We start from the raw sequence: 20,489 nt of genomic DNA on the forward strand, positions 1-20,489 counted from the left end.
GTCTTCTAAAAGTGCCGAAACCCCGAAGCTTGCAGCGGCATCGTGCCGCCGTCAGGGAGTTGGACGACAATGCCGTCTTCGGGCGCGGTCACGCGGCCCAGGACGGCGAACGTGGTCGCGTCGAGCTTGGCGGCTTTGGCTTCGGGTAGCGTGAAGAGGAGTTCGTAGTCCTCGCCGCCGTAGAGCGCGCAGGCGTCCGGGGCCTCGTCGAAGCGTTCGGCGACGCGCACCGTCTGCGCGTGCATGGGAAGCAGGCCAACCTCTACGGCCATCCCCACGCCGGACGCCTTGGCGAGGTGGTGCACCTCCGAGGCCAGCCCGTCCGAGAGGTCGATGAGTGCCGTCGGGCGCACGCCTGCGTCGGCCCAGGCGCGTACAGCATCGAGGCGGGCTTGCGGGTAAAGCTGCCGCTGCACGACGTAGTCATACTCGCTCAGGTCAGGCTGCGGGCCGTCGAGGTCCACGAACGCGCCCTTCTCGTCCAGCAACACCTTCAGGCCCGCGTAGGCACTGCCGAGGTCGCCCGTGACGCAGAGGAGATCGCCCGGCTGCGCGCCGCTGCGGTAGACGACGGCGTCCTCGTCGGCCTCGCCGATCACCGTGATGCCGAGCGTGAGCGCCTGCGACGCCGTGATGTCGCCGCCGATGATGGCGAGGCCGTAGCGGCCCGCGGCGTCGCGGAGGCCGAGGTAGAGCGCCTCGATCTGCTCGACGGAGACGTTGTTGGGCGCGCCGAGCGCGACGGTGGCGTAGCGCGGCTGCGCGTTCATCGCGGCGATGTCGGAGACGTTGACCGCGAGCGCCTTGAAGCCGAGGTAGCGCATCGGCATGAACGTGCGGTCGAAGTGCACGCCCTCGATCAGCGCGTCCGTCGTGACGACGTGCACCTGGCCGTTGCCGACGCGGTAGACCGCCGCGTCGTCGCCGATACCGCGTACGAGCGCGGGCGCCTCGGGCGTGCCGAGCGTGTCGGCGAGGCGGTCGATGAGGCCAAACTCGCCGACCTCGGCGATAGGGGTGAAGTCCATAGCGGCGTGTGAACGTGTTCGGGCGTGAAGGTGTGGACGTATAAAGCCCCCGCACGCTCAGGCGTTCGTCCTTCCCCGCATCCTCACGCCCGTCAAGCCGGGTTGCCTTATGCGCGGCTCCCCCCGCTTGACACACCTGAACGGTGGTCAAGCTGTCCCCCTCACGAGTGAGGGGGACAGTTCGAAGAACGACCGCAGGGAGACGATGAGAACGGGGGGAGCGGTCCTGCCAACATGCCCGACTCGACAGCATCAGACTGTATCACAGCCGCTGCACAACTCTCACGTCAGCGCCAGCGACCCCAGCAGCGCGGGGCGATCCGCGCCGGTCACGCGGGGGAGACTCGTCGGGGTGCCGTTGACGTACTCGTGCGCGAGGACGGCGAAGCAGAGCGCCTCCTTCAGGTCCGGCTCCACACCGCAGTCGGCCGTCGTGTGGATCGGGATCGGGGCGAAGGCGTCGCGGAGTTGCTGCATCAGCGTCGGGTTGCGAACGCCGCCGCCTGCCGCGATCACCACATCGACAGGCTGCTCCGGGGCAACAAACCGCGCGTACGCCTCGTGGACCGTCCGCGCCGTGAGGGTGGTCGCCGTGGCGAGGAGGTCGTCGGGGCGGAGCGCCGTGCTGAGGAAGTGCCAGTCGAGGAAGGCAGCGCCGAAGTGCTCGCGGCCCGTCGACTTGGGCGGGGGCTGCGCGAAATAGGCGTCGCCGAGGAGGCGGTCGAGGAGCGCGCCGTTGACGATCCCGGCGGCGGCATGCTGACCGTCGAAGTCGCAGGGCGTGTCGTAGAAGCGCTGCGCGAGCGCGTCGATGAGGATGTTCGCGGGGCCGGAGTCGAAGGCGGCGAGCGTGTCGGCGGTCGCGCCGGGCGGGAGCACCGTCATGTTGGCGATGCCGCCGAGGTTGAGCAGCAGCCGCGCCTCGGCGGGGTGCGCGAAGCGGACGAGGTCGAGGTAGGGCACGAGCGGTGCACCTTCGCCGCCGAGAGCGAGGTCGGCGGCGCGGAAGTCGTGGACGACGGGCACGCCGAGGAGCGTCGCGAGCGTCGGGCCGCTGCCGATCTGGAGCGTCGCGCGGACGCCGTCCTGCCCGGCGATGTGTTCGGCCTGCGGGACGTGCTGTACCGTCTGCCCGTGGACGCCGACGAGATCGAGATTCGCAACCGGCACCGCTGCCGCTTCGCACGCATCGGCGATCACATCGGCGTAGCAGTGGGCGAGGACCACCCCGAGCTGCGCCAGCGCCTTCGCCGACGAGGTCGTGTCCTCCACGTTCGCCCGGAGCAGCGCGAGCAGGTCGCTGTCGAAGCCACGGTGCGCCGCGCCGAGCACCTCGATGGTCATGCCGGGACCGCTGCCCGCGAGCCGCGCCACGACGGCGTCGATGCCGTCGAGCGACGTGCCGCTCATCACGCCTGCGACGAGGCGCTCGCGGGTGTCGAGGAGCCGCCGCAGCGGGTGCGTGGTCATCGTGCGAGCAGCCGTCATGCGAGTCGAGGAGAGGCGGGCACGCGCGTCAGGCGTCGTCCGCGGGGCGGTTGTAGCGCTGGCGCAGCGTCTCGGCCTCGGTGAGCCAGGCGCTCCGGCGTTCCGGCTCGCGCTCGGCAAGCGTCTCGTAGACCTCGATGGCCTCATCGATGCGGTCCTGCGCCACGAAGATGCGCGCGAGCGTCTCCGAGACCATGTCGTCGGCGATGGCGTCGTCGGCGGCGGGTGGCGCGCCCTGCACCTCGAAGTCCGGGTCGGGCACGATGCGCGGGGCCTGCTCCAGCTGCTCGATGAGCGCGTCGAGGTTGTCGAAGTCGAGCGACGGCACCGGCTCGTCGCGGGCGACGGGCACGGCCGGCGTCGGCGCGCGCTCCTCGGAAGCTCCCCCCTCGACTTCAGGCAGCGTGGGATCAGGGAGCACGGTCTCGGGCAGCACGTCGACCTGGTCGAAGTCGAATAGCGGGTCGTCCGTCTCGACGGGCGGAAGCGGGAGGTCGCGCCGAGGGACGGGCGGGACGAGCGGCTGCGGGAGCGTGCTCGGTTGCCCGGAGACGCGGGCGGCGAGGGCCATGCTGAGCCGCTGTCGCTCGCGCTGCACGACGGGGCTCGTCGGGACGAGGAAGTGCGCCTGGTGCCACGCTGCGAGGGCTGCCTGGAGGTCGCCCGTGGCCTCGCACGCCTTCGCGAGGAGCATCTGCGCCGTCGCGTGGAGCGGGGCCTCGGCGAGGAGGTCCACCAGCAGCGCCCGCGCTGCCTCGGGGCGCTCCTGCGCGAGCAGGTCGGCGCTGCGCTGGAGCGCATCGGCAGTGGCGAAGGGCGAGGACATACGTGGGAGGCGGAGGCAGCGGGAGTGCGGTCGGCACGTCCTGGAAAGATAGGCTCCCGGACGGGCGCCGTGAACCGGGGCCCCGCGTGAATCTACCCGCGGCCCTGCCGCTGAGCGAGGACCGCTATGCGAGCGCCTCGGTGCGAGACGACGGCGTCCAGACTACGGTCGGTACGTCGACCTCAACCGTACGCTCCGTGCGCTCGCCGAAGGCCGCCATCGCGAAGCCGAGCGCGAAGAGCACCTGGAACGGTAACGCCGCGTAGACGCCCGTGGCGAGGATCGCCATCAGGCCGAGGCTGCTGTAGACGGCCAGCGTCGCCTCGATCCAGCGGACGCGCACCCGCTTCGAGGACCGCACCGGTGCTGGAGCCGCCGCGCTGTCGCCACCCACCTCATCGCCGAGGGCTGCGCCGGCTAGCACCGCAGCAGGCACGCTATCGCCCTGCTTCGGGGTGCGTACAAAGGCCGACGTTCGCCCGATGAGTGCTTCGAGGACGCCGCGCGTGTTGCTCACGGCCAGCCCGAGCGTGGACGCGAGGAAGAGCGGGAAGGCCAGCATCCGCCGGAGGGCGTCGGGGTAGAGCGTGTGCTGCGCGAGGAGGTGCGCGGCGGCCACCCCCGCCAGCCCGAGCACGCCGGGGGCCATCAGCGCGAGTACGGCGTCGCTGACGCCTTGGCCGAGTGCGTGCGCCACGAGCACCAAGGGGTGCGTGAGCGCGGCGAGCAGGATCGCGGGGTAGACGACGCCGCTCGTCAGGTGCAACAGCGCCTCCGTCTTGGCGGCCCGGGAGAGCGGCGCGCGCCACACGGGTCCCGTGAGCAGCTTCGCGGTTTCGGCTGTGCCCTTCGTCCAGCGGAACTGCTGCTGCCGCCACGCTGCGAACGTCTCCGGCAGCTCGGCTGCAACCTCGATCGTGCCAACGTATCTGAGCCGCCAGCCGGCCAATTGCGCGCGGATCGAGAGGTCGAGGTCCTCGGTGAGCGTCGCGGCCCGCCAGCCCCCCGCCTCGTCGATGCAGGCGCGGCGCCACAGCCCGGCGGTCCCATTAAAGTTGAGGAGCCACCCCGCTGCGCTGCGCACGCCCTGCTCGATGACGAAGTGCGCGTCGAGCAGGAGCGCCTGCGCCCGCGTCAGCCACGACGCCTCCGCGTTGAGGTGCCCCCAGCGCGCCTGCACGAGCCCGATCTGCGGATCGTCCTTGCCATCACGCTGGAAGCCATCGAGCAGCCGCGTGAGGACGTCGGGCGGCGGCACGAAGTCGGCGTCGAAGATGGCGACGTATTCGCCGCGCGCCGTCTTGAGGCCCTCGGCCAGAGCACCCGCCTTGAAGCCGCTCCGGTCGGTGCGGTGGAGGTGCTGGATGTCGACGCCGCGATCCTGCCAGTAGGCCACGCGCCGAGCCACGAGGGCACGCGTCTCGTCCGCCGAGTCGTCGAGCACCTGGATGTCGAGGCGGTCGGCGGGGTAGTCGAACTGCGCGCAGGCATCGATGAGGCGCTCGGCGACGGCGCGCTCGTTGTAGAGCGGGAGCTGCACCGTGATCGTCGGCCAAGCCGTGCGTGGCGAGCGTATGGGCTGTGCGGAGCGCTGTCCCTCCTCACGGGCAAAGCGCCACGCCAGGGCGAGGTGGTTCAGCCCGTAGACGAGCAGCACCCCAAGGGCGAGCGCGTAAAGAACGGCAACGACGAGCACAGACGGACGGTGGTGGACGAGACAACGCTAGGATCGCACTTCGCGCGCGGAATCCCAACGGCTCCCGCGAAAACCCACGAAGCCTTCGACGCGCCCACACGGCGAGAGCTTACCTCGGTCGCCTGCCCAGAGGAGACAATGTGCGCGCCCCTACCAGTCCGACGCGGACGCGATAAAGATCTCCTCGGCGATCTGTTCGAGCACGGCGCGCGCCGCCTCCGTCTCCCCGTCGAGTCCCTCGGCCGGATCATATTCGACCGTGAACGAGAAGCTGCGGGCCAACTGCTCCACGTCTTCGACGCGGTCCGTGTAGACGGCCCGGACGCTGATCGAGACGCTGTTGAGCGCGGCGACTTCGTTGCCGGTGACGGCGGTGGGGCGATTGCTGTAGCGCTCGATCGTGGTGAGGAGCACCGCGTCAGCGCTGGCCTCGTCCTCCACGAAGTCGAGGCGGGTCTGCTGGACGAAGCGGTCGAAGAGGAAGTCGGTCAGTTCCTGGTCCATCGTCGCCGGGCCGCCGGACGACTGGTCGGCCGCAAGCGGGATGGCCACCGTGTCGATGTAGTCAGGAATCGACGCGCCCGAGAAGCTGTAGATGCCGCACGCGAAGTGCGAAGTGAGAAGGAGGAAGGAGGAAGTGAGAGCAAGGATGAAGTGCCGAACTCGTCTCCGAAGACTTCTTACTTCTAACTTTCTACTTCCCACTTCAAACCTCCTCGATCTCTTTGATTTTGCGGTAGAGCGTGCGCTCCGAGATGCCGAGCGCCTCGGCGGTACGGCGGCGGTTGCCCTCGAAGCGGCGCAGCGCCTCGGCAATCAGCGCGTGCTCGACGGCCTCCATGGTGGGCAAGTCGGAGTCGGGGTCGAGGACCAGTCCAGGAGCGAGCGCGTCGTCCGCGCCGTTCACCTCAGCATCAGCCTCGTCGACCTCCTCGAAGCGGGCGTAGGTGCTGTCCGTGTCCGTGAAGGCCGCCACATCGATCTCGGTGGCAAAGCGGCCTGGGGTCTCAGCCGTGGAAGGTAGCTCCGTCGGTGCCTCGTCGAAGTCGGCGTCGGCAATGGTGGGCGCGGGCGGCAGGGCGGGGGGCGCGTAGGCGGGCGGATAGGCAGCCGCCGGGAAGTCGCCGCCAAACCCTTCGGTGGGGAAGCCGCCGGGGAAGTCGCCTGCGCCACGCACAAAGCGCTGAAACATGGCGCGCAGTTCGCGCACTTCGAGGCGCAGGTCGAGGAGCGCACGGTAGAGGAGGCCCCGCTCATAGGCCTCGGACTCGCTCTCCGGCGCGCGGTGCGGCGTCAGGCTGCGCTCGGCCGTCACACCGCGCAGCAGCGGCCGCAGCGTGTCGGCATCGACGCGGGTGCCGGGCACGAGCACGACGGCCTGCTCGGCGACGTTGCGGAGTTCGCGCACGTTGCCGGGCCAGTTGTAGCGCACGAGCAGTTCGCGGGCCTCATCGGAAAGACGGCGCGTCTGGGCGTTGTACTGCTGTGTGAACCGGTGCAGGAAGTGGTCGAAGAGCGGCAGGATGTCCTCGCGGCGTTCCCGCAACGAAGGAATCTGGATGACGACCGTCGAGAGGCGGTAGTAGAGGTCCTCGCGGAAGTCGCCGCGCCGGACCGACTCTGCCAGGTTCTTGTTGGTCGCCGCCACCACGCGGGCGTTGGTCGTCTGCACCTGGCTCGACCCGACGCGGCTGAACTGTCCCGTCTCCAGCACGCGCAGTAGCCGCACCTGCGCCTGCGTCGGCATCTCGCCGATTTCATCGAGGAAGATGGTGCCCCCGTTCGCCTCCTCGAAGAAGCCCGTCCGCTGGCTCGTCGCGCCCGTGTACGCGCCCTTCTCCGCGCCAAACAGTTCGCTCTCGATCAGCCCCTCGGGAATCGCCCCGCAGTTGACGACCACGAGCGACTTGTGCCGCCGACTCGACAGCGCGTGTACGGCCTGCGCGAGGAGTTCTTTGCCGACGCCGCTCTCGCCTTCGAGGAGCACCGTGATCTCGGTGCGCGCGACCTGCCGGATGCGGTCCACGACTCGGCGCATGCCGTCGGAGTCGCCGAGGATACCGAAGCGTTCGCGAAAGGCTTCGCGGTCCATGCTGGGGGAGGAGGAAGAGACTGACGAAGTGGCAGGTGCGGTCTACGGAGCCGTCGCCGGGTTGATCCCCGTGCTTACTGTATGTCAAAGCCGCAGTGAACCGGCTGCATGCCTTCGGGTACACTGGTCGTAGTGCTTCACGTCCACCCGTTCGACCTATGCCCGTCGCGCCTGCCGTCACGCTCCGCATGACACCGGAGGAGTACTTCGCCTGGGAAGAGACGCAGGTGGAGAAACACGAATACGTCCACGGCGAAGTCTTTCCCATGTCTGGAGATACCCGCAACCACGCGCTCATCCCTGCCAACTTTATCGCGGCACTCGTTCCGCTGCTACGAGGCACCGGCTGCCGAGTGTTTAGCAGCGACCTTCGTATTCAGATTCACGACGACCGCTACACCTACCCGGACCTCTCGGTCGTCTGCGGCCCCGAGCAATACCGCACGGGTCGACAGACTACGCTTCTCAACCCGACGCTGATCGTGGAGGTCCTTTCCGACTCTACGGCCGAGTACGACCGCGGCGAGAAGTTCGAAGCCTACCGACAGGTCGCATCGCTGCGTGAATACGTGCTTGTTGCACAAGACCGCCGCCACGTCGAACTCTTCCGCAAGGAACCCGCAGGCGGCGACGGCGCGGACCGCTGGGTGCTCTACGAGTTCGCCGGTGACGATACGCTCACGCTTGCCTCGGTCAGTGCCGAAGTATCGATGGCGGCGCTGTACGAGGGCGTCGAGGTGTAGACATGGAGGAAGCGCCAAACTTCGATCTCGATGGATGGCGAAACGCCCTGCTCATAGAGGCGAGCGATGCCAACGAGTGCTTCTCGCACGCAGTCAATTACCTTCGCCACGATGACCCGACCATAGGAATCGACGAGTTGTACCGCCGCGTGCGTGTACTTATGCGGAGCCTTACAGTAGATGGGCTTCTCGGTGTCGTTGAGGTTCAGTGTCGCGACACCGACAGCGTAGGCTACCGCGAGCTAGTGAGTGAGGATGTTCTTCCCCTAGAAGCTGCGCTCAAGATGATCGATCGCCCGGAGGTCTACCACCGCGATCACACGGCAACCCACCGATTCTACGAGTTGGCCACGACCTTGCGAGGCGAGCGCTATCTGGACCAATTGCACTGGTCCTCGTAAACACGACCGCACTTACACCACAACCACGGGAACGCCCTCCGCGAGCGTAGTCGCGCCGAGGTAGTCGCCGAAGAGCGTGGCGGAGGTGCAGCCAGTGATCTCGACGGCCACGTAGTCACCCTTCTGGATGCCAGCGGGGCGGTCGAAGACGACCATGTGATTCGAGTCGGTGCGCCCGCGCAGCTGGTCGTCCGAGCGACGCGAGGTGCCTTCGACGAGGATGACCTCGCGGCGGCCGACGCGGAGCTCGTTGAGCGCGCGGCTGTGCTCGTTCTGGAGCGCGATGATCTCGCTCAGGCGCGCCTTCTTGACGGCCTCGGGCACGTTGTCCTCGTATTTCCGCGCGGCGTACGTGTCGGGCCGCTCGGAGTAGGCGAACATGAACGCGTGGTCGTAGCGCACGGCCTCCATGAGCGAGAGCGTGTCGGCGTGCTCGGCGTCGGTCTCGTCGCAGAAGCCCGCGATGATGTCGGTGGAGAAGGCGATGTCGGGGACGATGGCGCGGGCGCGCTCGATGAGACTGAGGTACTGCTCGCGCGTGTAGGTCCGCCGCATCCGCCGGAGCACGTCGGTGTTGCCGTGCTGGACCGGGAGGTGGATGAAGTCGCAGACCGTCGGGCGCTCGCGGTGGACGTGCAGCAGGTCGTCCGAGCAGTCCTTCGGGTGGCTGGTGGAATAGCGAATCCGAAGCTCGGGGCTGAGCAGGCTGATGCGGTAGAGCAGCTCGGCAAAGTCGACCGCCGCGCCGTCGTGCTCGACGCGGTACGAGTTCACGTTCTGGCCGAGGACCGTCACCTCCTTGTAGCCCGCGTCGACGAGTTGGCCGACCTCGGAGAGGATGCTCGTGACGGGGCGGCTGCGCTCGCGCCCGCGCGTGAACGGCACGACGCAGAACGCGCACATGTTGTCGCACCCGCGCATGATCGAGACGAACGCCGAGACGCCGTTGGTGTCATAGCGGACGGGCGCGAGGTCGGCGTAGGTCTCCTCGCGGGAAAGCTGCACGTTCACGCCCGCCTGCCCGGTCTCGTCGGCCTGCCGGACGAGGCGCGGGAGGTCGCGGTAGGCGTCCGGCCCCACGACCACGTCGACGAGCTTCTCCTGTTCGAGGAGCTTCTTGCGCAGCCGCTCGGCCATGCACCCAAGCACGCCGATGGTGAGGTCGGGCCGCTCCTTGACCTTTTTCGCGCGGAACTTGGCGAGGCGGCCCCGGACGCGGTCCTCCGCCTTCTCGCGAATCGCGCACGTGTTGATGAGGACGACGTCGGCCTCGTCCTCGCGGTCCGTCAGCCCGAAGCCGTCCTGCAACAGTAGCGACGCCACGACCTCGGAGTCGGCCACGTTCATCTGGCAGCCGTACGTCTCGATGTAGACGCGCCGCCCGTTAGCGCCGTCCTGCGACGCCACCGTTTTAGGCGCATCGATGTTTGCATTCGCGTCGGGCGCGGACGAGACGGGTTGAAGGACGTCGAGGTCGGAGATCGGCTGCATGGCAATCGGAGTTGCAGGACGAGAAGCGCCGCAGAGGCTCGGGGCAATTCCTCAATCCGAGCACCTACGTTCCTATGTGTCATGCTGAACTTGATTCAGCATCTCAGCAGTGCCCCGTGCACGCTCAATCGTCAGAGATCCTGAACCAAGTTCAGGATGACAAATCTGGAGGGATCTGAGCATTTGGGCCAAGAAGTGCAAAGTACGGCGCTTTCGGGCGCAGGCTCCGCAAGAAATGTGTGGAGCAGACTTGACGCTCAAATATCTCAAATGTACATTTGAGCTTACTCACGATTACCCTGCTTCTAGCGATCCTGCACAACCGACTCTGTTCGTGTCTACCATCACCACTGTAGACGCGCGCAACCAGTTCTCCGACATCCTGAACCGCGCCGCCTACGGGCGCGAGCACGTGGTCCTCACCCGCCGAGGTAAGGAGATCGCTGCGTTGATTCCGATGGAGCACCTCCAGATTCTGGAGCAGGTCCTGGCGAAGCTGGAAGACGATCTCGACCTCGCGGAAGCGCTCCGCGTGCTCGACGACGAGGGCGATGAGGTTTTGGAGTGGGAGGAGGTCGCGCGCGATCTCTAACACCGCCCCATGTCTGACTACTCCGTCTCCGTCAAGCGGAGTGCGGCCAAGACGCTCAAGAAGCTGCCGATGCCCTATCGGAAGCGTCTCAAGGCTGCCATCGACGCGCTCGCCGAGGAGCCGCGTCCCCACGGTCACAAGGTTCTCGACACCGGTAAACAGACCTACCGCATTCGCATCGGCCCGTATCGCCTGGTCTACCAGATCCAGGACGCGCGGCTCACGATCCTCGTCGTGAAAATCGCGGACCGAAAGGAGGTCTACCAGCGCCTCAACGAGCTACTGCGCCGCATCGACCCGCCGAGCGAGCCGGACGCGTCTCCGTAATCCGAGCTATTAACGTCGCCTACGATTACACCTCGCCCTCGACGGGGAGGCGGGCGGAGGCGCGGCGGACGGGGCGGGTGCGGCTCGGCGCGCGCGGGGCGGCGAGTTCGCCCTCGGCCTCGGCGTGGCGGATGGCGGCAGCGAGGAACGCCACGAAGAGCGGGTGCGGCGTCTCGACGGTCGTCTTGTACTCGGGGTGAAACTGCACGCCGACGAACCACGGGTGCTGCTCGGGGGGCAGCTCGATGATCTCGACGAGGTCGCGCTTCGGGTTGACGCCGGCGAAGCGCATGCCGTGCTCGCGCAGCTTGTAGCGCAGGGCGTTGTTGACCTCAAAGCGGTGGCGGTGGCGCTCCTGGATCGTCTCCTCGTTGTAGATCGTCCGGACGCGCGCGCCCTCGTCGAGGTAGCAGGAGTAGTTGCCGAGGCGCATCGTGCCGCCCTTCGCGGTGATGCCCTTCTGCTCGGCCATGAGGCCGATGACGGGGTAGGGGCTCTCGGGGTCGAATTCGGTGGAGTTGGCGCTGTCCCAGCCGCAGACGTGCCGCGCGAACTCGACGACGGCCATCTGCATTCCGAGGCAGATGCCGAAGAACGGCACGCCCTGCTCGCGGGCGTAGCGCACAGCCTCGATCTTGCCCTCGATGCCGCGGTCGCCGAAGCCGGGCGCCACGAGGATGCCCGCCACGTCGCCGAGCAACTCGCCGACGTTCTCGGCGCTGACCTTCTCGGAGTGGACGAGCTTGACCTCGACCTGCATCTGGTGCGCGGCTCCAGCGAGGATGAAGCTCTCCGAGATCGACTTGTAGGCGTCCTGGTGCTCGACGTACTTCCCGACAAGCGCCACGCGGACCTTGCTCTCCGGGTTCTTGAGCCGCCGCAGGAAGTCGACCCAGCCGTCGAGGTTGGGCTCGGCGAGGACGCGGTCGTTGGCCTCGGCGTACTCGGTCAGGCCGAGGCGCTCGATCACCACGTCGTCGAAGTTCTGCTCGCGCAGGAGCAGCGGCACCTCGTAGATCGACTCGGCGTCGAGCGACTGGATGACCGCACGCGGCTCGACGTTGCAGAAGAGCGCGATTTTGCGACGGATGCTGTCGTCGAGCGGGTGCTCGGTACGGCAGACGAGGAAGTCGGGCTGGAGGCCGTAACCCTGGAGTTGCTTGACGGAGTGCTGCGTCGGCTTCGTCTTGAGTTCGCCTGCGGCGGCGAGGTAGGGGATCAGCGTCAGGTGGACGAGCGACGCGTTGTGGCGACCCACTTCGAGCGCAAACTGCCGGATCGCTTCGAGGTAGGGCAGGCTCTCGATGTCGCCCGCGGTGCCACCGATCTCCGTGATGACGACGTCGTAGTTGCCGGTGTCGCCGAGGGCGCGCATCCACGCCTTGATCTCGTCGATGACGTGCGGGACCACCTGAACGGTCTTACCGAGGTACTCGCCTGCGCGCTCCTTCTGGATCACGCCCGAGTAGACACGGCCCGTCGTGACGTTGTTGGCCTGCGTGGTCTCGCGGCCGAGGAAGCGCTCGTAGTGCCCGAGGTCGAGGTCCGTCTCCGCGCCGTCCTTGGTGACGTAGACCTCGCCGTGCTCGTAGGGGTTCATCGTCCCCGCGTCCACGTTGATGTACGGGTCGAACTTCTGGACCGTGACGCGCAGGCCGCGCGCTTCGAGCAGGCGTCCCAGCGACGCTGAGATGATGCCCTTGCCGAGCGACGACGTGACGCCGCCGGTGACGAAGAGGTACTTCGTGTGGGGGGGGGCGCCCTCAGGCGAGGGCACACGGCCGGGGGCGGTAGCGGTCGGGAGCGTAGGCACGGCGGGGTACGGCTGGCAGCGGTCAGGGACGGGCAGGCGACCCGCGCCGGGTGCGGGTCCACGCAATCTAACCTGCTCCCTTCGGCCCGCCAACCGCCCGTGCTCGAAATGCTCGTCCACCCGAGGCGAAGTGTCCGCGAAGGGGGTACACGGTGACGATACCGCTCTCAATCCGGGGGAGATCGCGACTTTATCTAGCCCAGCGTCAGTGCTTCGGTGATTCCGTACCTCCGTGCTTCAGAGGCCGCTCGCCTCCTACGTCCACACCTTCATACCTGCACACGTCCACCCTTCTACTTGAAGCCGTCCACGCGCACGAGGTCGCTCTCGACGTGATCGACCTGGGCGAACACGACGACGGTACCGTCCGCAGAGGCCGTGAGCACGGGCGTGCCAGGCAGCTGCTGCACCGAGGGGAGCACGCGTTCGGTGCGCTGCCCCGAGCCCGGCTCCCAGCGAACGAGCGCCTGCGCCGAGTCGCTCTGGGCGAGGTAGACCAAGGCATCGTCCGCGACGGTCCACGCGAGCGGATCGGCGAGGTCGGCCAGCAACGGAGTCGCCTCCCTGCTGTCCGGGTTGTTATCACTGTCCGGGTCGATGCGCCATAGGCCGGGTTCGCCGTAGCGCGCGACGAGGAGCGCCCCGTCGGGTCCCTCAGCGCCGACGATGGCGCCGGCCGTGCCCGGGATGCGCTCCGGCGTTCCGCCCTCAATTGCAACACGCCACAACTGCCACGTGCCCCCGCGATTCGAAGCGAAGAGCACGGACGTACCGTCCTGCGACCAGCGCGGGTGGCGGGCATCGGCATCAAGCGTGGTGAGTGGCTGCGGCGGTCCGCCCTCGGCGTCGAGCAGCATCAGCACCGCGCGCTCGTCCTGGCGTGTCTGCACGACGAGCCGCCGCCCGTCGGGATGCCACCGGGGCGACTCCACGGCAGGGCCGTCGAACTGCGTGCGGCGCTGCGCTCGACTGCCGTCGGCGTCGGCGAGCCACAGTTCAGGCGGGCCGCTGCGGTTAGAAACGAACGCGAGGCGACCGGCCTGGCCCTGGCCACCTTTGCTATAGTGCGGGTGCATGTCCCACGCGGACGAGGCCACGAGCCGCTCGGGCTCCGCTTCGAGATCGGCAAGATCGTAGCGCCAGAGGTTGATCTCGAACAGCCATTCCTCGAAGATGAGCGCCTCGCCGGCTAGCGCCGGGCCACCAGGGTCGCGCGCGGGCACGCTCGACACGGGTGTGAGCGTGTGGCGGCGGGGATCGAGCCGCCAGAGCGCGTAGACGCCGGTGCGGTTGGACGACAGGAGCAGCGCACGACCGTCGGGCGTCCACGTGACACCCGCGAGGTCGGCGTCGTCACGGGTCAAGCGCTCAGGGGGTGCGTCTAGGTCAGCGAGGTCGAGCCGATAGAGGTCTTGCCCGCCCGCTACCGTGCGCCGCCCGAACGCGAGCCAGCGACCGTCGGGCGAGGGCGTCGGCATCCAGTCGCCGCGTGCGGTGGCAGGCGGAGCCGTGAGCGGCGTGACGGCACCCGTGCTGAGGTCGAGGCGAGCGAGAGGCGCCGGTTCCCCCTCGGCAGGGCGGGGGGCGACCACCAGCGATCCGTCGCTCAGCCAGGCGATCCCGGATGGGCTCACGAGCACCTCGGCGAGGCGGCGAGGCGTACCGCCGAGCGCGGGCACAGCATAGGGGCGGCACCCCGCGTCGGCGCAGCGGACGAACGCGATCTCGATACCGTCGGGCGACCACGCGGGGGCAGCGACGTAGGCCGTGCCGTCGTCCAGGCGCAGCGGCGGCGTGTCGGCGGAGGTGCGGACGAGCAGCGCGGCCGTCGGGCGCCCTCCGTCGTCCGAGCGGCGGACATAGGCCACGCGGCTCCCGTCGGGCGACCATGCCGCGCTCGACGCGACACCCGGTTCGAGGTCGAACGGCGTGACGGTCAGCGGTTCTAACGTGGTGCCGCCCCAACGACCGCTGAGCGCGAGTGCCGCGAGTGTGAGCACAACCATGCCGACCAGCACCACGCCGAGCCGTCCAGCGCGGCTCTTCCCCGGAACGGCTGACATCGGCTGGGACGCAGGCAAGGCGGGCGGCGCGATGTCCAGCGTGACGACGCCCTCGAACTCGCCGTCGAACGCCGTGGCAAGGCCGTCGCCCGCCGTGAGCGGCGTCACGGGCGCGATGAGCCGATAGCCCGATCGCGGGATCGTCTCGATCACGCGGGGCGCCTGTGGGTCGTCACCGAAGACCTTGCGGAGCTGCGAGACGCAGCGGCTGAGCGTGCTCTCGGAGACGAAGACCTCCGGCCACACAGCGTCGAGGAGTTCGTCGCGCGTGACCGTGTGCCCGGCGCGCGCTGCGAGGCAGACGAGAACCTCCATCGGCTTCGGCTCGACGCGGACGACCTCAGTGCCGCGCACCAACTCGTGGGCACGCGGCCGGATGGTCCAGCCATCGAGGCGAAAGCCGTCGCCAAGAACGGCTGCCGAGCGAGAAGCAGAAGCGTGATCGGGCATGGGAGAACAAGCGCCGCCGAGTGTGATGCTGGAGCGTACGGCGCGGCGCTCCGAGGTTGCGCGGATCGTGGCGCGAGCGGTCGGTAGCCGAGCCCCAACGGCCGTGCACGGGCCGCCTCAGCCGATCCTCACAGCTCCCTCACAGCTTCCGAAGGCCTCCCGCAAGGCATCGGGGCGAGGCTTGGACCGACCCGTTCACCAACCCGTCTTCCCATGCCTCGCCTCTGCTACGCTGCCGCGCTGGCGCTCCTCCTCGCGCCCGTCCTCGCGGCCCAGCCGTTCACCCTCATCCAGGACACACCCATCGCCACCAACAGCCCGTTCTCCTACGGCGCCTCGTGGGTCGACATCGACGGCGACCTCGATCTTGACCTCTACGTCGGCAACCCCAGCGTCTCGTTCCCCGGGGCCTACTTCCGCAACGACGGCGACGGCACGTTCACCGACCTTGCCGGGACCGTCGACGCGGGCGACCTCCTCGACATCTGGCCGTCGAGCCACGGGCAGTCGTGGGCCGACTATGACAACGATGGCGACCTCGACGCCTGCATCGCGGGCGCACCGGTGTCTAGCATCTACCGAAACGACGGCGGGCGCCTCATCCGCGTCAGCGGCGCCACCCAGACGTCGGGCGGCCTCGGCGCCGACCCCAACTCGCGCGGCTGGACCTGCTCCTGGGGCGACTACAACAACGACGGCCTCGTCGACCTCTTCATCGCCAACCCCGCTGGGTTCATCCCGCCGGTCGACCAGCCTCTCAGCAATACGCTCTACCGCAACGCGGGCAACGGCGGCTTCGTGCGCGTAGACGACACGCCCGTCACCGAGGGCCTCGCGCCGTACACCGTCGGGCGCTGGATGGACTACGACGCCGACGGCGACCAGGACCTCTTCATCGGCAGTGGCCCGGCCAACGGCACCATCGACCGCGACTACCTCTACCGCAACCTCCTCACCGAGACGGGCAGCGCCTCGTTCGAGCGCATCGAGGGCGGGCCGCTCGACCAAGCACGCGACGGCCAGACGTGGAACGTCATCGACTACGACAACGACGGCGACCTCGACGCCTACGTGACCAACTACGGCAACGTCGCCAACGAACTCTTCCGCAACGACGACGGCACCTTTGTCCCGATCGCGCGCAGCGTGCTCGTGAACGACAGCGACGCCTCGCTCGCCAACGTGTGGGGCGACTACGACAACGACGGCGACCTCGATGTCTTCGTCGTCAACGAGCAAGGGCAACCCGCTCGGTTCTACGAGAACGGGGGGCCGCCCAGCTACACGTTCAGCGCCAACGCCCGGCTCTTCAGCGATCTGACGATGGGCATCTACGGCGCGTCCGCGGGAGACTACGACAACGACGGCGACCTCGACCTCGTGGCGGTGCCCGTCTTCCCACGCTCGTTCGGGGCCATCTATGCGACGAAACTCTACCGTAACGACGCGAGCGAGGGCAGCGCGCCCGGTGGCTGGCTCAAACTCAAGCTCGAAGGCACCGCCTCGAACCGCGCGGGTCTCGGAACCATCCTCCGCGCCGAGACGACCATCGGCGGCGTGGCGCAGACGCTCACCCGCGAGGTGTCGGCGCAGAACACGTTCAACGGGCACAGCAGCCTCTACGTCCACTTCGGCCTCGGCGATGCCGCGCAGATCGACCGGCTCACCATCGCGTGGCCCTCGGGCATGGAGGACGTGTTCGAGAACGTGGAGGTAAACCGCTTCGTGATCGCGGAGGAGGGCGGCAGCCTTACGCCCGTCACGAGCGAACCAGTCACGCCGGTCACGCCGAATCGCTTGGCTCTCGACGCCGCCTACCCGAACCCGTCGGCGGATGCCCTCTCGATCCGCTACGTCCTCCCCGAGGCCGACGCGGTGACGCTGGTAGTCTACGACCTCCTCGGCCGCCGCGTGGCGAAGCTCGTGGAAGCCCCACAGGTCGCCGGAGAGCACACCGTCGAGTGGGACGCCACGGACGCTACCGGGCAGCGCCTCGGCGCGGGCGTCTACCTCTACCGCCTCGAAACCGGCAGCGGCACGACCACCAAGCGCCTCACGCTGGTCCGCTAGTGGCACCCCCTGGTCTCGCTTCGCTCGACCTGTCCCCCTTGACGCCGAGGGAGACAGCTTCTCGACCCTTCATGGGGAGAGAAGCAGGGGGTGGTTTCTTTGCTCGACACCTGATCGCCTACCTTCCGCTCGTGATGCGCTACGTCCTTCAACTCCTCGCCCTCTTGCTGCTCGTCCCTGTGGCCTCGTCGCAGCAGCCCACGCCCTGCACTCAGCCCGAGGTCGCCGCGCTCGACTTCTGGCTCGGCACCTGGGACCTCACCTGGACCAACGCCGACGGATCGGACGGGAAGGGAACCAACACCATCGCTAAGACGCTCGGCGGGTGGGTCGTCCTCGAGGACTTCCAGGACACCACGCCCGGCGGCACGGGCTTCGCGGGGCAGAGCGTCTCCGTCTTCGACGCACGTTCCGGACTGTGGAAGCAGACGTGGGTGGACAACGCGGGCGGCTACCTGCTCTTCACCGGCACCCCCGACGCCGAGCCGATGGAAGTGCGCACCGCGCCGTTCCAGAACCCCCAAGGCCAGACGCAGATCAACCGCATGACCTGGACCGACGTAACCGACGACGCGCTCACCTGGCGCTGGCAGCGCTCGACCGACGACGGCGCGACGTGGACGGACATGTGGGTGGTCGCGTACACGCGAGCCGAGTGACGCTCACGCGGGCTTCTGCGCAACGACGAGCAGGCCCGTGCCTTCCTCGTTCGGCGTCTGGAGGTCGGCGCGGTTGAGCGCGAGGCCAGCGGGGAGCGCCCCGAGGTAATAGGTCCCCACCAGCGGCGCGGTCAGCCACGAGGCGTTGAGCGCCTGGATCGGCCACTTCACGAGCAGCCGCCACGCCACCGAGCCGTAGCGCCCATACGTGTACTCGTGCAGCACCGGCGTCAAGCCCGCTGTGTCGAGCTTCCCGTAGAGCTCGCCGACGTTGTAGCCGTCGCGGACGTGCTCGCCGATGAAGCTATCCTGGCCCTCCTCGGTGATGCCCGACCCGCCAAGGTCGCTCGGCGTGTTGACGAGGACGTAGCCGCCCGGTCGTAGCATCTGACGGAAATTGCGGAAGACGCCGCGGTCGTCCTCGATGTGCTCCATCACGTCCACGGAGAGGATGAGGTCGTAGGCGTCCGTCTCCGGCTGCGGCGCGGTGAGATCGCGCCATCCAAAGCTCACGCGGTCGGCGTAGGGCGTCTGTTTGAAAAACCGCTCGGCGCGGTCGAGGTAGTCGTCCTTGATGTCCACGGCGTGGACGCGGACGTTGGGAAACTCGCGGAGGAGGAAGTAGGCGTACTGCCCAAAGCCGGTCCCTGCGTCGAGCACGTCGACGGGACGGTCTTGCGGGAGCCGGGCGATGAGCGCGCGGAGGCGGCGGTGGACGTACCACGCCCGCAGGAAGACGAGATCGAGCGTACGGTAGAAGCCCTTCGTGAGCACGGGGCTCTTCTCGGCGAGGTCGCCGAGGCGGTCTTTGACGGGATCGTAGTCCAAAGCGGGTGCAGCCGTGTTGCGGTGAGGCGGTGTTGCCGTGAGTAAGGTGCCGGATGAGAGCGGGTGAGTCAAGGTGCGGCCCTCGTTCTCCCAGATTCTCCGTTTCGCGGGGTGGTCTTGTGGGACGGCGTGGTCCGTTTTGTCTGAGTCTGCTGCTTGACAGGGTAGACCGATCTCTCGCACCGTTGCACGCCCTTGCCATGTTTGTTCGTGTTGCTCTCGCGCTCCTCCTCGTGCTCACGCCCGCCAGTGTGGCGGTTGCGCAGCAGCCCTCCGCGTTACCGTCGTCCACCACGCCGTCAGATGCGATGGCCCTCGCCCAGCGTCTCGCAGCGTCCTCGTCGCGCACGTCGCTGGCGGTGGGCCGCCCGCAGGTCGCGGTCGCTCCGGACGGTTCCTACGCCATCGCCTACGAGGCCTTTGTCCAGGCGCAACCGCTCGACGAGTGGCGCGTCCGTGTGCAGCGCTTCGCGGCTGACGGCCGCTCGCTCGGTGCCCCCATCACGTTCGAGCCAGAGGACGTGTGCCTCGGCACCGACATCTGGAATAGCGACTACCTCGCCCAGGTCGAGCTGGAATATGGGCCCGATGGCACGCTCTACGTAGCGATGCTGCACGGCGGCCTTCGTGACCTCTTCAACGGCTTCCAGCAAGGCTCCGAGACAGTGCTCGGCGTCATCGCGCCCGACGGCCGCGTCGTGGACCTCAACCCGGGCACCGACCGCTGCGTGCAGTACAAGCCGACGTTCGACGGCCTCTCGGAGGAAGCCAACCCGCGCATCGCCCTCACGGAGCGCGATATCCTCCTCGTGCAAGACGGGCGGTTCAGCCTCGGCGGCGGGGGCGACCCGGAGGTCGACAACAGCGTGATGCACGTGGTCGTAGGCGGCGTGGTCGCACCGTTCTCGCAGCAGAGTATTACCACGGTGCCCGAGGTGATGATGCATCCGGGCGACCCATTCTCGCAGCAGGAGATTCATACCTCCCCAGACGTTGCGGCGGCCGGGCGCAACGTGCAGCTGGTCTGGCAGCGGTGCCCCTACCAGTTCGTGGTGCAGAGCCAGCAGGTGATCGCGCAACTGCAGTCGTGCCGCGTTGCCGGGCGCCGTGCCACGGTGGCGAATGGCACGGCCTCGCTGGCTGGCAGCGAGGTCATCCTCAGCGATGCGCCCACGGGTACGTTCAGCCTCGCGCCCTCCGTGTCGGGCAACGGGTCGGGACAGCGCGTCGCCGTGTGGGCCGACACGCGGACGGGGACGCAGGGCGACATCTTCGCGCAGCGCCTCGACGCGAGCGGGCAACCCGTCGGTGGAAACGTGCAGGTGAGCAACGGGAGCGGGCAGATTTACGCCCGCCCCGAAGTCGCCGTGCGTCCGAACGGGGCGTTTGCCGTCGCGTGGACCGACACCGCCTCGACGGGCCTCCGGGCCTTCGTGCGACGCTATGACCAGACGGGCCAGCCGCTCGGCCCGGCTGAGCAACTCGGCTCTGCCGAGACCGGACTCCCAGCTATTGCAGCCTGGCGCGACGACTACCTCGTCGCCTGGCTCAACCGCGCGAGCAACGGCACCGTCACGCTCTTCTCCACCATCGATGGCCAGCCCGTCGACGCCGAATCAGACGAGGGCGTGCCCGCACCGCTCGAACTGGCTGCCTACCCCAACCCAACCCCAGGACGCGCGACGCTCACGTTCGGCCTCGCAGAAGCCGCGCCAGTACGCTTGGCGGTCTACGACCTTCTCGGACGTACTGTCCGTCGCCTCGATAGCCCGCGCGCTGCCGGGACGCACGCGATCAGCCTCGACCTCAGCAGGCTCCCGGCGGGGGTCTATGTCGTGCGCCTGGAAACGGCTGGCCGGATCGAAACGCGGCGGCTCACGGTGACGCGCTGAGGGTGAGAGGAACGGGGCGGACGGCGTCGC

General features: G+C 68.2%; 16 protein-coding genes. 6 read left to right on the forward strand and 10 right to left on the reverse strand.

The features are described 5' to 3' along the window. Positions 1-5 precede the first annotated feature (5 nt). The 6 genes from thiL to AAFU51_03765 form a co-directional block, all read right to left on the reverse strand. Positions 6-1,028, reverse strand: coding sequence for a thiamine-phosphate kinase (gene thiL / locus AAFU51_03740; GenBank protein MEO1570358.1), 1,023 nt, complete (start codon positions 1,026-1,028; stop codon positions 6-8). Between the two features lie 282 nt (positions 1,029-1,310). After that, positions 1,311-2,516 (reverse strand): anhydro-N-acetylmuramic acid kinase, encoded by a 1,206-nt coding sequence (locus AAFU51_03745; GenBank protein ID MEO1570359.1) that lies wholly within the window; start codon positions 2,514-2,516, stop codon positions 1,311-1,313. Positions 2,517-2,544: 28 nt separating this feature from the next. Then, positions 2,545-3,342 carry a tetratricopeptide repeat protein gene (locus tag AAFU51_03750; GenBank protein MEO1570360.1) on the reverse strand — a complete coding sequence of 266 codons (798 nt, stop codon included), beginning with the start codon at positions 3,340-3,342 and terminating at the stop codon, positions 2,545-2,547. A 124-nt stretch (positions 3,343-3,466) separates the two neighbouring features. Further along, positions 3,467-5,038: a glycosyltransferase gene (locus AAFU51_03755; protein MEO1570361.1), complete on the reverse strand. Its 1,572-nt coding sequence runs from the start codon at positions 5,036-5,038 to the stop codon at positions 3,467-3,469. 150 nt (positions 5,039-5,188) lie between these two features. After that, positions 5,189-5,590: an LPS assembly lipoprotein LptE gene (lptE, locus tag AAFU51_03760; GenBank protein ID MEO1570362.1), complete on the reverse strand. Its 402-nt coding sequence runs from the start codon at positions 5,588-5,590 to the stop codon at positions 5,189-5,191. 154 nt (positions 5,591-5,744) lie between these two features. After that, positions 5,745-7,130 carry a sigma 54-interacting transcriptional regulator gene (locus AAFU51_03765; protein MEO1570363.1) on the reverse strand — a complete coding sequence of 462 codons (1,386 nt, stop codon included), beginning with the start codon at positions 7,128-7,130 and terminating at the stop codon, positions 5,745-5,747. A 158-nt stretch (positions 7,131-7,288) separates the two neighbouring features. Here AAFU51_03765 and AAFU51_03770 point away from each other — a divergent pair, with 158 nt between their 5' ends. Continuing rightward, complete coding sequence (locus tag AAFU51_03770; protein ID MEO1570364.1) at positions 7,289-7,873, forward strand: Uma2 family endonuclease; 585 nt, start codon at positions 7,289-7,291, stop codon at positions 7,871-7,873. Between the two features lie 413 nt (positions 7,874-8,286). On the opposite strand, the gene miaB is transcribed toward AAFU51_03770, so the two are convergent. Beyond that, positions 8,287-9,765 (reverse strand): tRNA (N6-isopentenyl adenosine(37)-C2)-methylthiotransferase MiaB, encoded by a 1,479-nt coding sequence (gene miaB, locus AAFU51_03775; GenBank protein ID MEO1570365.1) that lies wholly within the window; start codon positions 9,763-9,765, stop codon positions 8,287-8,289. Between the two features lie 334 nt (positions 9,766-10,099). On the opposite strand from miaB, the gene AAFU51_03780 reads away from it, so the two are divergent. Then, entirely contained in the window at positions 10,100-10,357 is a 258-nt protein-coding gene (locus tag AAFU51_03780) for a type II toxin-antitoxin system Phd/YefM family antitoxin (GenBank protein ID MEO1570366.1), read from the forward strand. A gap of 9 nt (positions 10,358-10,366) precedes the next feature. Beyond that, entirely contained in the window at positions 10,367-10,684 is a 318-nt protein-coding gene (locus tag AAFU51_03785; GenBank protein ID MEO1570367.1) for a type II toxin-antitoxin system RelE/ParE family toxin, read from the forward strand. A 25-nt stretch (positions 10,685-10,709) separates the two neighbouring features. On the opposite strand, the gene AAFU51_03790 is transcribed toward AAFU51_03785, so the two are convergent. Next, on the reverse strand, positions 10,710-12,461 hold the full coding sequence (locus tag AAFU51_03790; protein MEO1570368.1) for a CTP synthase: 1,752 nt from the start codon (positions 12,459-12,461) through the stop codon (positions 10,710-10,712). A gap of 329 nt (positions 12,462-12,790) precedes the next feature. Continuing rightward, positions 12,791-15,010: a winged helix-turn-helix domain-containing protein gene (locus tag AAFU51_03795; protein MEO1570369.1), complete on the reverse strand. Its 2,220-nt coding sequence runs from the start codon at positions 15,008-15,010 to the stop codon at positions 12,791-12,793. Positions 15,011-15,223: 213 nt separating this feature from the next. Between AAFU51_03795 and AAFU51_03800 the strand changes: the two genes are divergently transcribed. Together AAFU51_03800 and AAFU51_03805 are read left to right on the forward strand one after the other, a co-directional pair. Next, positions 15,224-17,080 carry an FG-GAP-like repeat-containing protein gene (locus AAFU51_03800; GenBank protein ID MEO1570370.1) on the forward strand — a complete coding sequence of 619 codons (1,857 nt, stop codon included), beginning with the start codon at positions 15,224-15,226 and terminating at the stop codon, positions 17,078-17,080. 134 nt (positions 17,081-17,214) lie between these two features. Next, on the forward strand, positions 17,215-17,739 hold the full coding sequence (locus AAFU51_03805; protein ID MEO1570371.1) for a DUF1579 family protein: 525 nt from the start codon (positions 17,215-17,217) through the stop codon (positions 17,737-17,739). A 3-nt stretch (positions 17,740-17,742) separates the two neighbouring features. Here AAFU51_03805 and AAFU51_03810 read toward each other — a convergent pair whose 3' ends face one another. Further along, on the reverse strand, positions 17,743-18,567 hold the full coding sequence (locus AAFU51_03810) for a class I SAM-dependent methyltransferase (GenBank protein ID MEO1570372.1): 825 nt from the start codon (positions 18,565-18,567) through the stop codon (positions 17,743-17,745). Positions 18,568-18,767: 200 nt separating this feature from the next. On the opposite strand from AAFU51_03810, the gene AAFU51_03815 reads away from it, so the two are divergent. Further along, positions 18,768-20,459: a T9SS type A sorting domain-containing protein gene (locus AAFU51_03815; protein ID MEO1570373.1), complete on the forward strand. Its 1,692-nt coding sequence runs from the start codon at positions 18,768-18,770 to the stop codon at positions 20,457-20,459. Positions 20,460-20,489 lie beyond the last annotated feature (30 nt).

This window comes from Bacteroidota bacterium (assembly GCA_039821555.1).
In the GTDB taxonomy this organism is placed as follows: domain Bacteria; phylum Bacteroidota; class Rhodothermia; order Rhodothermales; family Rubricoccaceae; genus JBCBEX01.